16 protein-coding genes are annotated in these 18,213 nt (G+C 68.7%); 10 read left to right on the top strand and 6 right to left on the bottom strand.

Annotated elements, in window-relative coordinates; genetic code table 11:
• The coding region (locus AC3WOH_RS15960) for an MCP four helix bundle domain-containing protein (protein ID WP_492230264.1) at positions 1 to 902 on the bottom strand (902 nt) is incomplete at its 3' end.
• 191 nt (positions 903 to 1,093) lie between these two features.
• Positions 1,094 to 1,636, bottom strand: coding sequence for an inorganic diphosphatase (gene ppa / locus AC3WOH_RS15965; RefSeq protein ID WP_184862486.1), 543 nt, complete (start codon positions 1,634 to 1,636; stop codon positions 1,094 to 1,096).
• A gap of 241 nt (positions 1,637 to 1,877) precedes the next feature.
• On the opposite strand from ppa, the gene AC3WOH_RS15970 reads away from it, so the two are divergent.
• Together AC3WOH_RS15970 and AC3WOH_RS15975 are read left to right on the top strand one after the other, a co-directional pair.
• A complete protein-coding gene (locus AC3WOH_RS15970) occupies positions 1,878 to 3,953 on the top strand; it encodes a sodium-translocating pyrophosphatase (protein ID WP_492230265.1) in 2,076 nt (691 codons plus the stop codon).
• Between the two features lie 79 nt (positions 3,954 to 4,032).
• A complete protein-coding gene (locus AC3WOH_RS15975) occupies positions 4,033 to 4,449 on the top strand; it encodes a VOC family protein (protein ID WP_492230266.1) in 417 nt (138 codons plus the stop codon).
• Here the strand turns inward: AC3WOH_RS15975 and AC3WOH_RS15980 are convergent.
• A complete protein-coding gene (locus AC3WOH_RS15980) occupies positions 4,427 to 5,374 on the bottom strand; it encodes a LysR family transcriptional regulator (protein WP_492230267.1) in 948 nt (315 codons plus the stop codon). The two genes, AC3WOH_RS15975 and AC3WOH_RS15980, sit on opposite strands and share 23 nt — an antisense overlap.
• Positions 5,375 to 5,590: 216 nt before the next feature.
• Between AC3WOH_RS15980 and AC3WOH_RS15985 the strand changes: the two genes are divergently transcribed.
• Complete coding sequence (locus tag AC3WOH_RS15985; protein WP_492230268.1) at positions 5,591 to 6,502, top strand: Bug family tripartite tricarboxylate transporter substrate binding protein; 912 nt, start codon at positions 5,591 to 5,593, stop codon at positions 6,500 to 6,502.
• Between the two features lie 16 nt (positions 6,503 to 6,518).
• Entirely contained in the window at positions 6,519 to 7,889 is a 1,371-nt protein-coding gene (locus tag AC3WOH_RS15990; protein WP_492230269.1) for a lyase family protein, read from the top strand.
• Here the strand turns inward: AC3WOH_RS15990 and AC3WOH_RS15995 are convergent.
• A complete protein-coding gene (locus tag AC3WOH_RS15995) occupies positions 7,861 to 8,466 on the bottom strand; it encodes a TetR/AcrR family transcriptional regulator (RefSeq protein WP_184862481.1) in 606 nt (201 codons plus the stop codon). The two genes, AC3WOH_RS15990 and AC3WOH_RS15995, sit on opposite strands and share 29 nt — an antisense overlap.
• 120 nt (positions 8,467 to 8,586) lie before the next feature.
• Between AC3WOH_RS15995 and AC3WOH_RS16000 the strand changes: the two genes are divergently transcribed.
• The 6 genes from AC3WOH_RS16000 to AC3WOH_RS16025 all read left to right on the top strand — a co-directional run bounded on the left by AC3WOH_RS16000 (position 8,587) and on the right by AC3WOH_RS16025 (position 16,675).
• Positions 8,587 to 9,408 carry a metal-dependent hydrolase gene (locus AC3WOH_RS16000; protein WP_492230270.1) on the top strand — a complete coding sequence of 274 codons (822 nt, stop codon included), beginning with the start codon at positions 8,587 to 8,589 and terminating at the stop codon, positions 9,406 to 9,408.
• Positions 9,409 to 9,494: 86 nt separating this feature from the next.
• Complete coding sequence (locus tag AC3WOH_RS16005; protein ID WP_492230439.1) at positions 9,495 to 10,883, top strand: TolC family protein; 1,389 nt, start codon at positions 9,495 to 9,497, stop codon at positions 10,881 to 10,883.
• 2 nt (positions 10,884 to 10,885) lie between these two features.
• The gene (locus tag AC3WOH_RS16010) at positions 10,886 to 11,911 is read left to right on the top strand and encodes an HlyD family secretion protein (RefSeq protein WP_492230271.1); all 1,026 of its coding nucleotides are present in this window, start codon (positions 10,886 to 10,888) and stop codon (positions 11,909 to 11,911) included.
• Between the two features lie 34 nt (positions 11,912 to 11,945).
• Positions 11,946 to 13,121: an ABC transporter permease gene (locus AC3WOH_RS16015; RefSeq protein WP_492230272.1), complete on the top strand. Its 1,176-nt coding sequence runs from the start codon at positions 11,946 to 11,948 to the stop codon at positions 13,119 to 13,121.
• On the top strand, positions 13,121 to 14,281 hold the full coding sequence (locus AC3WOH_RS16020; protein WP_492230273.1) for an ABC transporter permease: 1,161 nt from the start codon (positions 13,121 to 13,123) through the stop codon (positions 14,279 to 14,281). The genes AC3WOH_RS16015 and AC3WOH_RS16020 overlap by 1 nt, the downstream gene beginning before the upstream one ends.
• A 63-nt stretch (positions 14,282 to 14,344) precedes the next feature.
• Positions 14,345 to 16,675 (top strand): DUF1631 family protein, encoded by a 2,331-nt coding sequence (locus AC3WOH_RS16025; protein WP_492230274.1) that lies wholly within the window; start codon positions 14,345 to 14,347, stop codon positions 16,673 to 16,675.
• Here AC3WOH_RS16025 and AC3WOH_RS16030 read toward each other — a convergent pair.
• On the bottom strand, positions 16,670 to 17,542 hold the full coding sequence (locus tag AC3WOH_RS16030) for a bile acid:sodium symporter family protein (RefSeq protein ID WP_492230275.1): 873 nt from the start codon (positions 17,540 to 17,542) through the stop codon (positions 16,670 to 16,672). The genes AC3WOH_RS16025 and AC3WOH_RS16030 overlap by 6 nt on opposite strands.
• A 104-nt stretch (positions 17,543 to 17,646) precedes the next feature.
• Positions 17,647 to 18,171, bottom strand: a complete 525-nt coding sequence (locus AC3WOH_RS16035) for an Mpo1 family 2-hydroxy fatty acid dioxygenase (protein WP_492230276.1) — start codon at positions 18,169 to 18,171, stop codon at positions 17,647 to 17,649.
• Positions 18,172 to 18,213: the final 42 nt, after the last annotated feature.

Below are 18,213 nucleotides of genomic sequence, written 5' to 3' on the forward strand. Positions count from 1 at the left end.
GTGCGGGCACTCAGGTCGTTGTTGCCCGAGGCAATCTGCGCGCTGGCCGAGGCCACGCTTTCGGCGTTGCCGCGCACGCCGGTGACCACGCGGGCCAGGTTCTGGCGCATGTCCTCCAGCGCCGAGAGCAACTGGCCCATTTCATCCTTGCCGTGGGCCGGCATGGCCGCCGTGAGGTCGCCCTCGGCAATGGCGCGCGCGGCATCCACGGCCTGGCCCGCGGGGCGTGTGACCGAGCGTGTGATCGACACGCCCAGCACCAAGGCCAGTGCCACGCAGGCTGCCAGCGTGCCCAGCACCCAGAAACGGGCTGCCTGGAAGACCGACGACACTTCGGCCTGCTCCTTGTCGGCCTGCGCCGAGTTGATCTTCTGCAACTGGCCCAGGGTTTCGGCGGCGGCCACGAAGGCGGTCTCGGATTCACCGGCAAACAGCCCGGACAGGGCATCGGCGCTCAGCGCCAGGGTGTCGTTGGTGCTGAAGTCCACCGCCTTGGCGACCTCGATCAGGTTGGCCTGCAGCTTGTAGTAGGCGGCCTTGCGCGTGCGAAAGGACTGGAAGGCATCGCGCTCCTCGCCCGGGCTGACCAGCGGTTCGTACTGCGCCTCCACGCGCTCGAGGTCTTTGGCACGCGCGGCCATCTGTTCGGCGAAGGCCTGGACCTCGGCCGTGCTGCGTGCGGTGATCATGCCGGCTTCGGAGCGCCGCATGCGGTTCATCAGCACCCGCAGCTCGCCCGTGTAGCCCACGCTGGGCAGCAGGTTGCTCGCGATCTCCTGCGCGTTGTGGTGGATGCGGGACAGCTGGAACAGCGAGACCGCCCCCAGCAGGGCCGTGAGCAGCACCAGGGCGCAAAACCCCACCCCCAACTTGAGCCCGATGCGCACGTCGGAAATCTTCATAACACCCCTTGGCCATGGCCATTGCTGCCGGGGCGGGCGCAGGATTCCGCGCCGACACCCTGGCTTTGCCCAGTCTAGCAACGGCGGGGGCACTGCACAGTGCGGGGTTTCCATGAAAAAAGCATGCAGCCCGCCAAGGCATGCATGCTTTTCTTTCAGCGGGCGGTCAGCGAGGCTGCCCGTCCGGGCGCTCAGGCCGCGTTGTTCTTGGCCTTGAAGTTGGCGATGCCGTCCATGATTTCCTTCTTGGCGGCGTCCAGGCCTTCCCAGCCCAGCACCTTGACCCACTTGCCGGCTTCCAGGTCCTTGTAGTGCTCGAAGAAGTGGCTGATGGCCTTCAGGCGCATCGGGTTCACGTCTTCGACCTTCTGCCAGTGGGTGTAGATGGGCAGCACCTTGTCGGTGGGCACGGCCAGCACCTTGCCGTCCACACCGGCTTCGTCTTCCATCATCAGGATGCCGATGGGGCGGCAGGGCACGACCACGCCGGGGAACAGCGGGTAGGGGGTGATGACCAGCACGTCCACCGGGTCGCCGTCGCCCGACAGGGTCTGCGGCACATAGCCGTAGTTGGTGGGGTAGTGCATGGCGGTGGTCATGAAGCGGTCCACGAAGATCGCGCCCGATTCCTTGTCCACCTCGTACTTGATCGGGTCGGCGTTCATCGGGATCTCGATGACGACGTTGAAGGCGTCTGGGGCGTTCTTGCCTGGGGGTACGTGGTTCAGGGACATGTCTTTGGAGAGTGGTTTGGAACGATAACCCGCGAGCCCGGTTCAAGGCCCAGAGCGTCGGGATTAACCCTGATTTTAGGCGCATGCCCCTTTCTGCCCGCTTGCAAACCCCTGTTTGCCTGTAAATTGGGTCTGTTGGCCAATCGACTCCGGCAGGAGCACGAGGAAGCAACGCAGCGGAAGCACTACCGGCCTGCGTTGTGTTTCCTTTCCGTGCAACTGAAAAACCAAGGAGAAATGAATGGCTGACAACTCAGCGCTGACGTCCCCTCTGATACTGGCAGTGGTTTGCGGATTGATTGCGGTGGCCTACGGCATCTGGGCCCGCGGCTGGATTCTGGCCAAGGATGCAGGCAACGCGCGCATGCAGGAAATTGCCGCCGCCATCCAGGCTGGCGCAGCGGCCTACCTGGCCCGGCAGTACAAGACCATTGCCATCGTCGGCGTGGTGCTGGCCATCCTCATCGGCGCCTTTCTGGACCTGACCTCCGCGCTCGGCTTCGTGCTGGGCGCCTTTCTCTCGGGCGCCTGCGGCTTCATCGGCATGAATGTCTCGGTGCGCGCCAACGTGCGCACGGCGCAGGCCGCCACGCAGGGCATCGGCCCCGCGCTCGATGTGGCGTTTCGCGGCGGCGCCATCACCGGCATGCTGGTGGTGGGCTTGGGCCTGCTGGGTGTCACGGGCTTCTACTGGGTGCTGTCGCGGGGCATCACCTCGGGGCCCATGCTGGCCGAGGCGCTCAACCCGCTGATCGGCTTTGCCTTCGGCTCCTCGCTGATCTCCATCTTCGCGCGCCTGGGTGGCGGCATCTTCACCAAGGGCGCCGACGTGGGGGCCGACCTGGTGGGCAAGGTGGAGGCCGGCATCCCCGAGGACGATCCGCGCAACCCCGCCGTGATCGCCGACAACGTGGGCGACAACGTGGGCGACTGCGCCGGCATGGCGGCCGACCTGTTCGAGACCTATGCGGTGACGCTGATCGCAACCATGGTGCTGGGCGCGCTGATGGTGGCCAAGGCCCCCGGCCACGCCGTGGTCTACCCGCTGGCGCTGGGCGCCGTGTCCATCGTGGCCTCCATCATCGGCTGCTTCTTCGTGAAGGCCTCGCCGGGCATGAAGAACGTGATGCCGGCCCTGTACAAGGGCCTGGCGATCGCGGGCGTGCTCTCGCTGATCGCGTTCTACTTCGTCACGATGTGGATCATGCCGGACAACGCCATCATGGCCAGCGGCAGCCAGATGCGCCTGTTCGGCGCCTGCGCCACGGGGCTGGTGCTCACGGCCGCGCTGGTCTGGATCACCGAGTTCTACACCGGCACCCAGTACTCGCCCGTGCAGCACATCGCGCAGGCCTCCACCACGGGCCACGGCACCAACATCATCGCCGGGCTGGGCGTGTCCATGCGCTCCACGGCCTGGCCCGTGGTCTTTGTCTGCCTGGCCATCCTGGCGGCCTACCAGCTCGCGGGCCTGTATGGCATCGCCGTGGCGGCCATGTCCATGCTGAGCATGGCGGGCATCGTGGTGGCGCTCGATGCCTACGGCCCCATCACCGACAACGCCGGCGGCATTGCCGAGATGGCCGAACTGCCCAGCAGCGTGCGAGACATCACCGATCCGCTGGACGCCGTGGGCAACACCACCAAGGCCGTGACCAAGGGCTATGCCATCGGCTCGGCCGGCCTGGCCGCGCTGGTGCTGTTCGCCGACTACACGCACAAGCTGGAGACCTATGGCAAGGCCATCTCGTTCGACCTGTCGGACCCACTGGTCATCGTGGGCCTGTTCATCGGCGGGCTGATCCCCTACCTGTTCGGTGCCATGGCCATGGAGGCCGTGGGCCGCGCGGCCGGTGCCGTGGTGGTGGAAGTGCGCCGCCAGTTCAGCACCATCAAGGGCATCATGGACGGCACGGGCAAGCCCGAGTACGGCAAGGCCGTGGACATGCTGACCAGCGCCGCCATCAAGGAGATGGTGGTCCCCAGCCTGCTGCCCGTGGTCGTGCCCATCGTGGTGGGCCTGGCCCTGGGGCCCAAGGCCCTGGGCGGCCTGCTCATGGGCACCATCGTCACCGGCCTGTTCGTCGCCATTTCCATGTGCACGGGCGGCGGCGCTTGGGACAACGCCAAGAAGTACATCGAGGACGGCCACCACGGCGGCAAGGGCAGCGAGGCGCACAAGGCCGCCGTGACCGGCGACACCGTGGGCGACCCTTACAAGGACACGGCCGGCCCGGCCATCAACCCGCTGATCAAGATCATCAACATCGTGGCGCTGCTCATCGTGCCGCTGGTGGTGAGCTTCCACAAGGGCTGATACCCTGCAGCCATTGCCCATGCAGCCACGGCCCGCTTCGGCGGGCCTTTTTATTTGCCGCAACGCCCCCTACGCCACCATGCCCCTCACCGTGCAATCGCTGGACCATGTGGTCCTGACCGTCGCCAGCATTCCGGCCACCATCGCCTTCTACGAGCGCGTGCTCGGCATGCAGGCGCGCGAGTTCAAGCCGGGGCGCCACGCCCTGCACTTCGGCACGCAGAAGATCAACCTGCACGAGGTGGGCACGGTGGTGGACCCGAACGTGCGCCACGCCACGGCGGGCTCGGGCGACCTGTGCTTGCTCACGCGCACGCCACTGGACGAGGTGCTCGCGCACCTGGCCGCCGAAGGCGTGGCCGTGGTGCAGGGGCCCGTGGGCGCCACGGGCGCGCAGCACCGCCTGCGCTCGGTCTATATCTACGACCCTGACGAGAACCTGATCGAGATCGCCAACGAGGTTGAGGACCCGCTCACACACCAGCCCATCGCATGAGGTACTGCGCAGCCACTTGAGCGGCATCGGAGCGGCGCGTGCTGCTGCACAGCATGCCGATGGCGTCGAGCGCATCGGGCAGTTGCAGCGGCAGCCTCTTGAGCTGCCCCGCCTCCACAAACGGCTTCATGTGGCTGTCCGGCCCCACGTACAGCAGCTTCAGGCGGAGCACCGCAGCCACACTCAGCGCAATGGTGCGGGTTCCGATGCGGGCCAGCGGCGGGCGCATGCCCCACTGCTCGCACAGGTGCTGAAACGCATGGAACGGCGGTGACCCCTCGGGAGGCAGCAGCCAAGTCTCTCTCGCACAGTGTCGCAGGCTGAGGGTCCGGCGCCTGGCCAACGCATGGTCGCTGGCACTGTAGATGCCCAGCCGGTCCTGCTGCAGCGGGGTGAATGCGTAACCTGGCGGCACGTCGACGGACGCACGGCACAGAATGATGTCGGCGCCTTCTTCCTGGCACAGAGCGGCGATGGCCGCCGCATCGGTCTCGCGGTAGTCGATCCAGAGATCAGGATGGGCCGCACACAGAGCAGGAATCGCCTGGGCTGCGACGGCCGCAGTCGCGGCGGTGATTCCAGCAATCCTCACCAGTCCATTGGAGCCGTGCTGTACGTTCGCGGCGTCATGGCCCAGCGCCTCCATCGCAGCAAGCGCCCGCCTGAGGCCAGGCATCAGAAGAGCGCCCTCCCGGGTGAGGCGCACGCCTCGCGCATGCCGGTCGAAAAGCACGACCCCCAGCAGTTCCTCGACACGGTTGAGAGCCTGGGTGGCGGAGGGCTGGCTCATGCCCAGGGCGGTTGCAGCCTTCTGGATGGCACCCAGTTCGGCAATGCGGACAACCAGATTCAACTGGCGCGGATGCGCGTAGTGCACCAGGCGGCGGGCCAGGGAAGCACGGGAGTCTGCGAATGAGGAAGCCATGTAGGTACACGGGAAGACAGATATAAATTTTACCTATAGCTCATGGCAATCCGTGCATTGCTGCCTTGATGTCGAATGCGAAGAATCCACCATCCATCCAACAAGCAAGGAGACCGCGTGCGCCACCCCGATTCACCCTCCGTTCACGACCGATCCACCCGCCGCAGGCTTGTGCAGGTGGCTGCATTGGCTTTGAGCCTGGGAATGTGCGCTGGCATGGCCATGGCACAGGCCTACCCCTCGAAGCCCGTGAACCTGGTGGTGCCCTTCCCGCCAGGGGGCGCCACCGATGCCGCAGCACGGCTGGTCGCCACGCACCTGGGGCAGCTTCTGGGCCAGACCGTGGTCGTGGACAACGTGGCCGGCGCCTCGGGGGCCATCGCGGCACAGAAGGTCGTCCGCTCGGCCCCCGATGGCTATACCCTGCTGGCCGGCACCATCAACGAGGTAGTGCTGGCCCCGATCACCAACCCGGGCACGGCCTACAAGCACCAGGACCTGGCACCGATCGGCGAGATCGGCGTGACGCCCTTCGTGCTCGTGGCCAACCCCAAGGTGCCCGCCACGCAGGTCGATGAGCTGCTCGCCCACCTGCGCAAGAACCCCGGGTCGGTGAACGTCGGCATCCCGGGCGTGGGAACCCTGCAGCACATTGCCGTCGCCATGCTGGCCAGCCAGGCGAAGATCGACTGGGTGACGGTGCCCTACAAAGGCGCAGCCCCGCTCAATGCGGACCTGCTGGGCGGGCAGATCGATCTGGCCGTGGTGACCCTGCCGTCCGCGGTCGGGTATATCCAGGAGGGCAAGCTCAAATCCCTGGGGCTGATGAGCCTGAAGCGCGACGAGCGCCTCAAGGACCTGCCCACCATCAACGAGGGGCGCGAGGTCAAGGGCTTCACCACCGATGCGTGGCTGGGCCTGCTGGCGCCCGCCAAGGTGCCAGCCCCCGTCGTTGCCAGGATCCATGCAGCGCTGAGTGAGACCCTCCAGAAGCCCGAGGTGCGCGAGGGCCTGGGCAAGCTGGGGTTCCGCGTCGGGGGTGGCACGCCGGCCCAGTTCGCCCAGTTGCTGGAGCGCGAGGACGCGCGCTACCGCAAGGTCGCTGCAACCGTCAGGCTCGAACGCTGAGCCAAGGCGCCCGCGAATGATCTGTCTTTCCGACGAGGTGGCGGCCACACGGCCAGGCCAGGCGCAGCTGGCGGTGTTCTCGGCGCGATCCAGCATTGCGCACATCCTGGCCTTCGAGGCGGCCCTGGCGCGGGTCCAGGCACGGCGCGGCCTGATTCCCCAGGAGGCTGCCGACGATATCTCCCGCCGCGCCAGTTGGCGCCACTTCCCTCAGGACGAATGGGCGCGCCAGCGCGAACGCCTCGGACATCCGCTGGTGGCCATTCTCGAAGCCTGGGCAACGCGCCTCTTGCCCGAAAGCCGCGAGTGGCTGCACTACGGCGCGACCACGGCAGACCTGTTCAATACCGTGCTGGTGCAGCAGCTGCAGCAGGCCGGTGGCCTGCTGGTGGGCCAGTTGCGCAGTGTGGAGCAACGCCTTGCAGCGCTGGCAACCGAACACCGGGCCACGCCCATGGTGGCGCGTACCCTGGGGCGCCATGCCCTGCCCTTCACCTTCGGCATGAAGGTGGCCACCTGGCTGGCCGAGCATGGCCGCAGCATAGCGCGGCTGCAGGCCTGGCTGGACAGGTACCGGACGGGCATCCTGAGCGGGGCCGTGGGAACCTATGCGGCTTTCGGCGAGCAAGGGCCGCACATCGAACGCGAGGTGATGGCCGAGCTGAGATTGGCCGAGCCCGAGACGGTCGACTGGAAAGGCAGCCGCGACCGGTTTGCGGAGTTCGGCTGCGCGGTGGCGCTGGCCGCCAGGACCTGCGGCCACGTCGCCCACGAGATCTTCCTGCTCAGCGGCGACGACCTGGATGAGCTGCGCGAGGCCAATGGTGCCGTGGGCTCCTCCACCATGCCGCACAAATCCAATCCCTCGCTGTGCATCGAAGTCGTGTCTCGTTCCCGCGAAGTCGGCGCGCGCCTGCAGCCGCTGATGGAATGGATTGGCGTCGACTATGAGCGCGATTCCGCGCAGCACGGCGATGTACTGCGGGACATGTGCGTGGCCATGGCGGAGTTGCTGGCACATCTGGAAAGACTGCTCGACGTGCTGGTGGTGCTGCCGCAGAACATGGCGGCCAACCTGCAGCGCACCCGGGGCATGATCCTGTCGGAAGCCCTGACCTTCGCGCTGGCCGGGCAACTGGGCAAGCACACCGCACATGCCGCCATGAAGCAGGTCATTGACACGGCCCACAGAACCCACAGCCCGCTGCAGGAAGCCTTGCTGGGCCACGAGGTGTTTGGCGCGCTGGTGAAGGACAGGCCACAGCTGCTGGATGCGGCCCACTACGTCGGCCGGGCACCTCAGATCGTGGACGAGGCCGTGAGGTCGATCCACCTCCACCCCAGCGCAGGCGCGGAGGTCAGAACTCCGCAGAGATCGCAGCCCTGAGCAGCATCGCTGCGGGCTCCACCAGCTCCTGCAGGTCGCTGGCGCGGCCCTCCTCGATGGACTGCAGCACCATCTCGTTGATGCCACCCACCACCGCCATGGCCATCTTGGGCTGCAGTGGGGCCTTGCGCAGGCGTTCGCCCGGGCGGTTGTTCACCACGTCGAGCATCAGGTCGGCCAGTTGCTGGTTGGCCCGGCGGCGCGCGGCCAGGCCTGCGGGGCCCAGGCCCAGCATCTCCACGAACAGGGTGCGCAGCAGCACGGGGTTGCGTTCGAGCACGCCGAAGTAGGCCTTGAGGGCCTGCTCCACCTGCGTCTGCCACTCGCTGTGCGGGTCGATGGCGTTGCGCAGCACGGTGATGGCGTTGCCGCTGGCGACCTCGTAGAGCGCGATCAGGCACTCGGCCTTGTCGCCGAAGTTCTCGTAGAAGGTGCGGCGCGAGACGCTGGCCTCGCGCACGATGTCGGCGATGGTGGTGTCGGCATAGCCGCGCGCGGCCACGGCGCGTGCCATGCCTTCCAGCAGGCGGGAGCGGTGCACGGTGGAGGGGCTGGCAACGGTCGGGGCTTCGGTCATGGCTGCGGGAATGGATTCCAGGGAATATCCGAAAAGGTACTTGACAGTACCACATTCCAGTCGCATCATAGGCGCTTGGTACCACAACGTACCAACACCTTTTCATCCTGGGAGCCTGCCATGACCGAACTCGTCGTCCGCCGCCTGCTCATCGACCTCACGGCGCCCTTCGAACGCCACTGGTGCGGTGGCGACGCGTTTCGCACGGCGTTCTTCAATGCGCTGTCGATGAGCTTCCCCGTGGGCGAGCAGTTCTTCATCGACGCCGTGCGCAACGGCCACAAGGCCCTGCCCGCCGAGCGGCAGGCGCAGTACGCCGACGAGGTGCGCGGCTTCATCGGGCAGGAGGCCACGCACCGGCGCATCCATGCACTGTTCAACGGCCACCTCGACATGCAGGGTCTGGTCAACACCTGGGGCCCGCGTGCGGCCGAGCGCATGAAGCTCTTCGACGGCGCCGATGTGCGCCACCCGCTGGCGGTGACCGCCGCCAACGAGCATTTCACCGCCCTGCTGGCCGAGTGGCTGCTGGCCCATCCACAGGTGCTGGAAGGCGCCGAGCCCCGCCTGGCCACCATGTGGCAATGGCACTGCGCCGAAGAGGCAGAGCACAAGAGCACGGCCTTCGAGATCTACCAGGCCCTGGGCGGCGACCATGCCTGGCGCATCACCTGGTTCCGCCGCATCACGCTGGTGTTCCTGGGCGATGTGCTGCGCCAGACCGTGGGCAACCTGCGCCGCGACGGCACCCTGTGGCGCTGGCGCACCTGGACCAGTGCGGCGCGCGTGCTGTTCGGCCGGGGCGGCCTGGTGCGCGAGAGCTGGAGCCCCTGGCGCGCCTACCTGCGGCGCGACTTCCACCCCAGCCAGCATGGCAGCGACCGCTCCGAGCGCTGGCTCGCCGACCACCGCGATGCCTACACCCCGGTGGGCGCACGCTGAGCCCCCGACCACCCAACGACACCATGACCTTGCACACCACGAACCGGCCGCACACGGCGGCCGGCAGGCCCCGCTTTTGCCTTCGCATGCCCACGCTGCACGCCGCAGCCGCGCTGGCCCTGCTCGCCCTGCAAGGGCCTGCACAGGCCCAGCCCATGGCCTTCAACACCGCGCTGGAGCAGCTCACGGCGCGCTCCGACCAGCTCGCCGCATCGCGCAGCGCGGTCGAAAGCGCCCAGTTGCGCCGCCAGGCCCTGGCACGCCTGGGCGGCCCGGTGGTCTCGCTGAGCGGCGCGGCATATGCCTACAACGCCAACCTGGACCTCGACCTGAACCCCGTGAACCAGGCCATGCCGGGCGTGCTGCAGCAGCTGCCGCCGCAGTTGGCCGGCTCGCTGGCCCAGTTGCCCCACCTGCCGGCCAGCTACACCCTGAACCGCCACAAATCGGACACCAGCACCTCGGTCTCGGGCATCTGGCCGATCTACATGGGCGGCGCGGGTGATGCGGCGCGCGGCCTGGTGGAGGCTCAGGCCGCCGAGGTGCAGGCCGACGCCGACAAGACCGGCCACGAGGTCACCACGGTGCTGGTGCAGCGCTACTTCGGCGCCCAATTGGCCGAGCAGGCGGCCCGGCTGCGCGAGTCGGCACTGGCCACCATCGAGCAGCACGACGCGGCCGCGCAGAAGATGCTGGACGCCGGTGTCATCGCCCGCGTGGAGCGCCTGCAGGCGCGCGCTGCGCTGGAGGAGGCGCGCCGCAACGCGCGCAAGGCGCGCGACGATGCCGACCTGGCCGCCACGGCGCTGACGCGCACGGTGAAGGCCAGCGAGCGCGTGACGCCCACGAGCCCGTTGTTCGTGCTGGGCCAGCCGGTGGAGCCCCTGCATTATTTCGTCGATGCCGCCCTGCAGCGCCACCCGGGCCTGGCCAAGGTGGCCGCCAAGAAGGGCCAGGCCGAGCAGTTGCATGCCGCGCAGGAGGCCCTGCGCAAGCCCCAGGTCTTCGCCTTCGGTCAGCGCCAGCTCAAGACCGGCCGGGACGCCGACTGGGTGGCCGGCATCGGTGTGCGCTTCACGCTGTGGGACTCCATCGACCGCGACGCGCTGGCGGCCTCGTCCTCGCGCCAGATCGAGCAGGCCGAGCGCACCGGCGCCCAGGCACAGAACGACATTGCGCTGCTGGTGGAAAAGCGCTGGCAGGCGCTGGAGCAGGCGCGCCGCGCCTACTTCGCGCTGCAGCCCGGGCTGGAGCTGGCCGACGAGGTGCTGCGCCTGCGCAGCTCGGGCCTGCGGGCCGGCACCAGCACCACGCTGGACCTGATCGACGCCCAGGTCAACCAGGCCAAGGCGCAGACCGAGCGGGCCCAGGCCGCCCACGACTACGTGAAGGCCCTGGCCGAGCTGCTCGAAGCCTGCGGCCTCTCCGATGAATTTGGCAAATACATGGCGCGTGCCGATGTGAAGGTGGATTGAACATGAGCGATACCAGCAGCAGCAACAGCAACAAGAACAACGGCCGGGGCAGCAAGCCTGCCATGGCCCTGGGCGCGGTGGCCCTGGTGGCAGCGGCCGGCTTCGTGGGCTATGGCCTGTGGAAAGCCTCCCAGCCGGCACCCGAGGTCTTCCAGGGCCAGATGGAGGCGCGCGAGGCCGATATCGCGCCCAAGGTCACGGCACGCATCGCGCAGATCCTGGTGAAGGAGGGCGACCAGATTGCCGTGGGCGCCCCGCTGATTCGCATGGACAGCCCCGAGGTGCAGGCCAAGCTGGCCCAGGCCACCGCCGCGCAGGAGGCCGCCCAGGCCGTGGCCGACAAGGCCCAGCATGGCGCCCGCCCGCAGGAGGTGGAGATGGCCCGCCTGGCCTGGCAGCGCGCAGTGACGGCGGCCGAGCTGGCCGAGTCGTCCTACCGCCGCGTGGACGGTCTGGCCCGTGAGGGCCTGGTAGCGGCACAGAAGCGCGACGAGGCCGAGGCCAACCACAAGGCCGCGCGCGACCAGGCCCTGGCCGCCAAGGCGCAGTACGAACTGGCCCGCGCCGGCGCCCGGCCCGAGGACCGCAACGCCGCCAGCGCCCAGGCGCGCCAGGTGGCGGGCGTGGTGGCCGAAGTGCAGGCCGCCCAGGCCGAGACCGAACTCAAGAGCCCCGTGGCCGGCGAGGTCGCCAAGGTGCTGGCGCGCAGCGGTGAGCTTTCGCCCCAGGGCGTGGCCGTGGTCACGGTGGTGGACCTGGCCGACCAGTGGGTGGTACTGAACGTGCGCGAGGACCGCCTGCAGCGCTTTGCCATCGGCCAGGAGTTCGAGGCCACGCTGCCCGCTCTGGGCAGCACCGCAAAGCCCGTGCGCTTCAAGGTCTACCACACGGCCGCCCTGCCCGACTTTGCCACCTGGCGCGCCACGCGCGCCGGCCAGGGCTTCGACGTGCGCACCTTCGAAGTGCGCGCCCGCCCGGCCGCCCCCATCGAAGGCGCCCGCCCCGGCATGACGGTGCTGGTGCAATGAGCCAGCGCGCAACGCCCTGCCTCTTGACCACGCCATGAATTCCCTGGTCCACAGCTTTCGCCGCGAAGCGCGTCGCCTGCTCGCCAGCCCCTGGGACCTGGCCATGGTCACCTGGGTGCCGCTGCTCGCGGTGCTGCTCATGGGCTGGATCTTCTCGGCCGGCATTCCGCGCCACCTGCCCGTGGGCGTGCTGGACGACGACCACTCGGCCCTGTCGCGCCAGCTGGTGCGCATGCTCGACGCCACACCCGGCCTGCAGGTGGTGCAGCACTACGCCAACACGACCGAGGCCGAGCGCGCGCTGCGCAGTGTGGAGGTCTATGCCGTCGTCACCATCCCGCGCGACTTGTCGCTCACCGTGAAGCAGGGCCGCACGGCCCAGGTCACGCTGCTGCACAACGCACAGCTGGGCACGCATTCGGGCGTGCTGCAGCGCGACGTGCGCGCCGCTGTGGGCACGCTGTCGGCCGGCATCGAGATGGCGGCGCGCAACAAGCGCGGCGAACCGGCCAAGGCCGTGCGCGTGAGCATTGAGCCCATCCACACCCAGCTGCTGGCGCTGTTCAACGTGTCCACCAACTACGAGCAGTTCCTGGGCGCGGCGCTGATCCCGGCGCTGCTGCACATCCTGGCCATGACGGCCGGCGCCTGGACCGTGGGCCGCGAGCTGCGCGACCGCACGCTGGGCGAATGGCTGGGCGCGAGCGGCAGCCTGCTGCGCACCGGTGGGGCCCTGCTCGGCAAGCTCGCCCTGCCCTGGGCATCGCTCACCCTGGTGGCCCTGCTGGCGCTGGTGTGCATCACCTGGGGCCGGGGCTGGCATCCGCCGGGCAATCTGGCCTGGGTGGCGGCGGGACTGGCGCTGCTGATGGCCGTGTCGGTCGCTGCCGGCGCGGCGCTGGCAGGCCTCACGCGCTCGCTGCGCACCGCCCTGTCGGGCGCAGGCTTCTTCGCGGCGCCGGCGTTCGCGTTCAGCGGCGTGGGCTTTCCGCTGGCGGGCATGCCGGCCAGCGCGCGCGCCTGGGCCGAGGCCATGCCCTACACGCACTACATCCGCCTGCAGATCGAGCAGCTGCAGATGGGCGCGCCGCTGCGCACCAGTGTCCCCACCGTGGTGGCGCTGATGCTGGCCACGGCCCTGCTGCTCATGGCCGGCAGCGCGGCGCTGCACCTGGCGCGCAGCAAGCCGCAGAGCTGGGGAGGACGGTGATGGACGCACGCTACGAACCTTTGGCCGAGCCATCGAACCTCTTTGGTGCCTGGCTGCAGGCGCTGACCGCCATCTGCCGCGACAAGGGCGTGCTGCTGCTGCTCGTGGCCGCGCCGGTGCTGTACGGCTTTTTCTACCCCTGGTTCTACACCGACGAGGTGCTGACACGCGTGCCCGTGGCCGTGGTGGACATGGACGGCAGCAGCCTGTCGCGCCAGATCACGCGCTTTGCCGAGGCCGACCCGCGCATCGAGGTGCGCCTGGTGACCGCCTGCGAGCGCGAGGCGCAGGAGGCGCTGTGGCGCGGCGAAGTGGAGGGCTATGCGCTGCTGCCGCGCGACCTCAAGCGCAGCGTGGTGCGCGGCGAGGAAGCCCTGGTCCGCGTGGAAGGCAATGGCGCCTATGCGCTGCTCAACAAGGCCGTGCAGTACGGCTTTGCCGAGGCCGTGGGCACCGTTTCCGCCGGCATCGAGATCCGCAAGCTGCAGGCTGCAGGCCAGAGCGCGCAGCAGGCCGCCGCAAGCCGCAACCCGGTGCAGCTGCAGATGGTGGCGCTGTTCAACCCGACCGAGGGCTACGGCAGCTTCGTCGTGCCCGCCGTGGCGCTGCTCATCCTGCAGCAGACGCTGCTCATGGGCGCGGCCATGCTCACCGGCACCTGGGTGGAAGCCGGCCGGCACCGGGCCCGGGCCCGCACCTGGATGGGCCGGCTGCTGGCGCTGTGCACGCTGGGCTGGGCGAGCGGCGCCTTTTACTTCGGCTGGATCTTCCTGCTGCACGACTACCCGCGCGGCGGCAACCCGCTGGGCGCCCTGGCGCTGCTGGCCTGCTACGTGCCAGCCATCGCGGCCCTGGGGGCCCTGGTCGGCCTGTGGGTGGGCAACCGCGAGCGTGCGCTGCAGGTGCTGCTGTTCACCACCTTGCCGATCGCCTTCGTGGCCGGTTTCTCGTGGCCCGTGGAAGCCCTGCCCGAGGCACTGCAGTGGCTGCGCTGGCTGCTGCCCAGCACCTCGGGCGTGCAGGCCTCGCTGCGCCTGAACCAGCTGGGTGCGCCCCTCGTGGCCGCCTTGCCGCAGCTGTGTGCGCTGGTGGCGCTGGGCACCGTGTGCACGGTGGCGCTGCTGGCCTGGACAAGACCGGGTTCTGGCCGATCTGCTTGAGAATCTGGAACCTGGGCAGCAAGCCCGCGTAACATCTCGGGCATTCCGGTATTCCCAGAGAAGATGGCCTTGACACACTCCGCACCGACTGCCCCGCGCGACGGCAACGCCCCGCAGTACCAGCGCATCGTCCAAAGCGTGCTGGCCGACTCCAGGCAGCTGATGGAGCGCGTCGCCGAGGCGGCGCGCATGTCCCTGCAACTGCGCCAGGGAGAGGCCCGCACCTCCGGCGAGCACCAGGCCATGCTCGAAGCCCAGCAGCAGCTCATGCGGCTCACCTCCGTGATGGGCGAGCGCTACCCCGGCGCGCTGCTCAAGGCCCTGGAACAGCAGACCGCGGCGCCAGGGGAGGGAAAGCCCTCGCGCTCCCTGTTCACCATCCATTTCGACCAGCTCGAACTGATGGACGAGTCGCAGATCACCGAAAGCGTGGAGCGCGCCCGTGCCACCCAGGTCCTGGCATCGGCCGTGGAGGGGCCGCTGGCCGACCTCGACGCCCTGGTGTGCGCAGCCCGGGGGCTGCAAAAGGTGCAGCCCGATCACAACCCTCTGCGCCCCGAAGTCTTCCTGCAGGCGCTGCAGGCTGTGGTGTCGCAGATGCAGGTCAGCGCACAGATGCGCAACGACTGGATGGCGCAGATGGCCAAGGCGCTGGGCACGGAGCTGCGCCAGCTCTACCTGGCGCAGATCGATCGGCTCAAGCTAGGCGGCGTGCAGCCCGCAGGCTATGCCATGCGCCAGGCCGACGGCCAGGTGGTGTATGTGGCACCGGCCGGCGATGGCGCATCCCCCGGGTTCGGGGCCGAAACAGGCATGGGCATGGACTTGGGGCTACCCGCAGCGGCAGGCCCCGGCGACCCGCTGCTCACGCTCGACCGGCTGCGCCGCCTGCTGATCGGCGAGTTCAGCGGCCAGGCCGCGCCTGCACAGGCTCCGGCTGCGGCGGACGAGCCCTTCGCGGAGCGTTTTGCACGCGAATTCGACGGCCCGGCCGGGCTTCCCCAGATCGACCCGCCCGCCACGGACTTCGCCGTGACCGTGCCCGCCGCCTTCGAGGCGCTGCAGGAGATGAACCAGGTCGGCCAGATGATGGAGCGCCTGGGCAGCCAGCGCGCCCAGCCGGGCAGCGGCCCGGAGCCGCGGCGCGCCGCAGGGCTGGGGGACGCCCTCAGCATGGAGGTCGTCGCGCTGATGGTGGACAACATCGCGCGCGACAGCCGGCTGCCGTGGCCCGTGCAGCAGTTCGTGCGCGCCCTGGAGCCCGCCCTGATGCAGCTGGCGCTGGCCGACCCACGGTTCTTCAGCAACAAGGAGCACCCCGCGCGCCGTCTGCTGCAGGACATCACCGACCACGCCATGGCCTTCAACGGGGCCGAGGCCCCCGGCTTCAAGCACTTCATGCGCTCCCTCATGGACCTTGCCGGCCCGCTGGCCTCGGCCACCATCGAAAGCGCCGACGACTTCGAGCAGGTCCGCCAGCAGCTGCACGCGCAATGGGCAGGCGGCGAGCAGGCGCGCGAACAGGAGCGCCAGCGCGCCATCGAGGCGCTGCAGCACGCGGAGCAGCGCCATCTGCTGGCGGCCCAGATATCCGGCGAAATCCGGCTGCTGCCGCAGATCGACCACATTCCCGGCGAGATTGCCCAGTTCCTGCTCGGCCCTTGGGCCCAGGTCATGGCCCAGGCGCGCCTGGCCGACAAGACCGGCAGCGCCGACCCGGGCAGCTACCAGGAGCTGGTGGGCATCCTGGTCTGGAGCGCGCAGCCCGAGCTGACCCGCATGCACACCGGCGAACTCGCGCGCCTGATTCCCCAGCTGCTGGCCCGGCTGCGCGATGGCCTGGCACTGATCGACTACCCCGCGGACAGGACCGAAGCGGTCTTCGGGCAATTGATGCAGTTGCACCAGCAGGCCTTCCAGGGCGGGCCCAAGCCCGCCGCACCACCCCATGCCCCCGTCTTGCCACCCGATGCGGAGCCTGTGGAACCGCCGGACCTGCTCCTCGATGAAGAGCCATGGGTCGCGCCATCGGAAGCCCAGGATTCCGGCTTCATGGACGACTTGCAGCCCTCTGTGCCTGGGGAACTGGAACCCCTGCCGGCCCCCACCCCGGCGGATGCACCCGCCAGACCCACGCTGGCCGTCGGCAGCTGGGTCAATCTGCTGGTGGCAGGCCAGTGGGAGCGCACCCAGCTGTCCTGGGTCGGCTCGCACGGCACCTTCTTCCTCTTCACCAACGCGTCCGGCCGCACCCAGTCGATGACGCTGCGGCTGCTTGACCGGTGCATCCAGCAGGGCAGCCTGCAGGTGCTCAGCCAGCAGCCCGTGGTGGACGTGGCCCTGGACGCCGTCGCGCAGACCGCCATGCGCAACAGCGTGGAAGGCAGGTCATGAGCGGTTCTTCTGTCCCATTCTGCGAAGCACCAGCATGCCGAACAGCGGCGCCATGATGTACATGCTGACCGAGTAGATGGCCGCCGGCAGCGCGAGCTGGAAGTTGTTCAGCACCGAGAGCGCGATGAAGATCGCCAGCGTGGAGTTGTGGATGCCGATCTCGAAGCCGATGGCCGTGGCCATGGACTTGTCCATGCCCAGGGCACGCGGCAGGAAATAGCCCACGCCCAGGCTCAGCGCATTGAACAGCAGCACGGCCGGCCCGATGTCGGCGAACGAGGCCGACAGCGCCGCCCACTCCTTGGCGATGGCGATCAGCGCAAAGGCCGCCAGCACCAGGGCGCTGAAGAGCTTCATGGGCTTTTCCATGCGTGCGCTGAAGGCCGGTGCGCGCCGGTGCACCCACATGCCCACGACCACGGGGATGAGCACGATCACGATCACCTCCAGCACCTTGCCGAACTGCAGCGGCACCACCTGGCCGGTCTTGGCGAAGGTGGCGATGGCCCAGTTGGTGATGAGCGGCAGGCTCACGATGGACAGCAGCGTGTTGATGGCCGTGAGCGAGATGTTCATCGCCACATTGCCGCCGAACAGGTGGCTGAACAGGTTGGCCGACACGCCGCCCGGCGAGGCCGCCAGCAGCATCAGCCCCACGGCGTAGAGCGGCGGCACGCCGAGCAGCACGATGAGGCCATAGCAGGCCGCAGGCAGCACCAGCACCTGCAGCACCAGGGCCAGCAGCACGGCGCGAGGGTACTGCAGCAGGCGTTTGAAGTCCGCCACGGTGAGCGACAGGCCCAGGCCGAACATGACCAGGCCCAGCGCGATGAACAGCAGCGTGGGCAGGATGGATACAAAACTCATGGGATATGCACGCGGCCATGGGCCGGCCGCGCTCCTGTGAAAAAGCCCACGGCACCGCCACGCAGTGCCATGGGCAAAAAATCAACGATCGGAGAAGCGCGGGATCAGACGGTGGCGGGGCCGGTGCGCAGGCGCACGGGGCCACTGCGCTGCTCGATGGCGTGCTGCACATCCTTGCGCAGGCCCATGAGGAAGCCCAGCTCGGCGACCACGAACAAGGGCCCGATGATCAGGCCCACGAGGTCGTCCACGAAGGCGGGCTTGCGCCCTTCGTAGTAGTGGCCCACGAACTGGATGACCCAGCCCACGGCGAACAGGCCCACGCCCGTGGCCAGCCAGAGGGTCGTGCCCTGCACCGCCAGCCACTGGCCCCCGGCCAGCATGGCGGCCAGCAGCGCGGCCATCACCAGGCCGAAACGCGTATCGAGCCGGAAGTAGAAGACGCTGGCCGCGATGGCCGCCACCAGGGCCGGGCCCACGGGCACCCCGCCCAGCAGCCACACCGGGCGCGAGAGCAGGATCACCACGGCGAACATGATCATGGGCACGCCCACGAAGTGGGTGTGGATGTTGCGCGGGTCGCGGTGGTAGTCGGCGTATTGGGCCAGGTGGTCGATCAGGGTTTTCATGGGTGTCTCCTGGTATTGTTTTGAGCAGCATCCATACTCGCC

The organism is Acidovorax sp. FW305-C-20-28 (assembly GCF_058783375.1).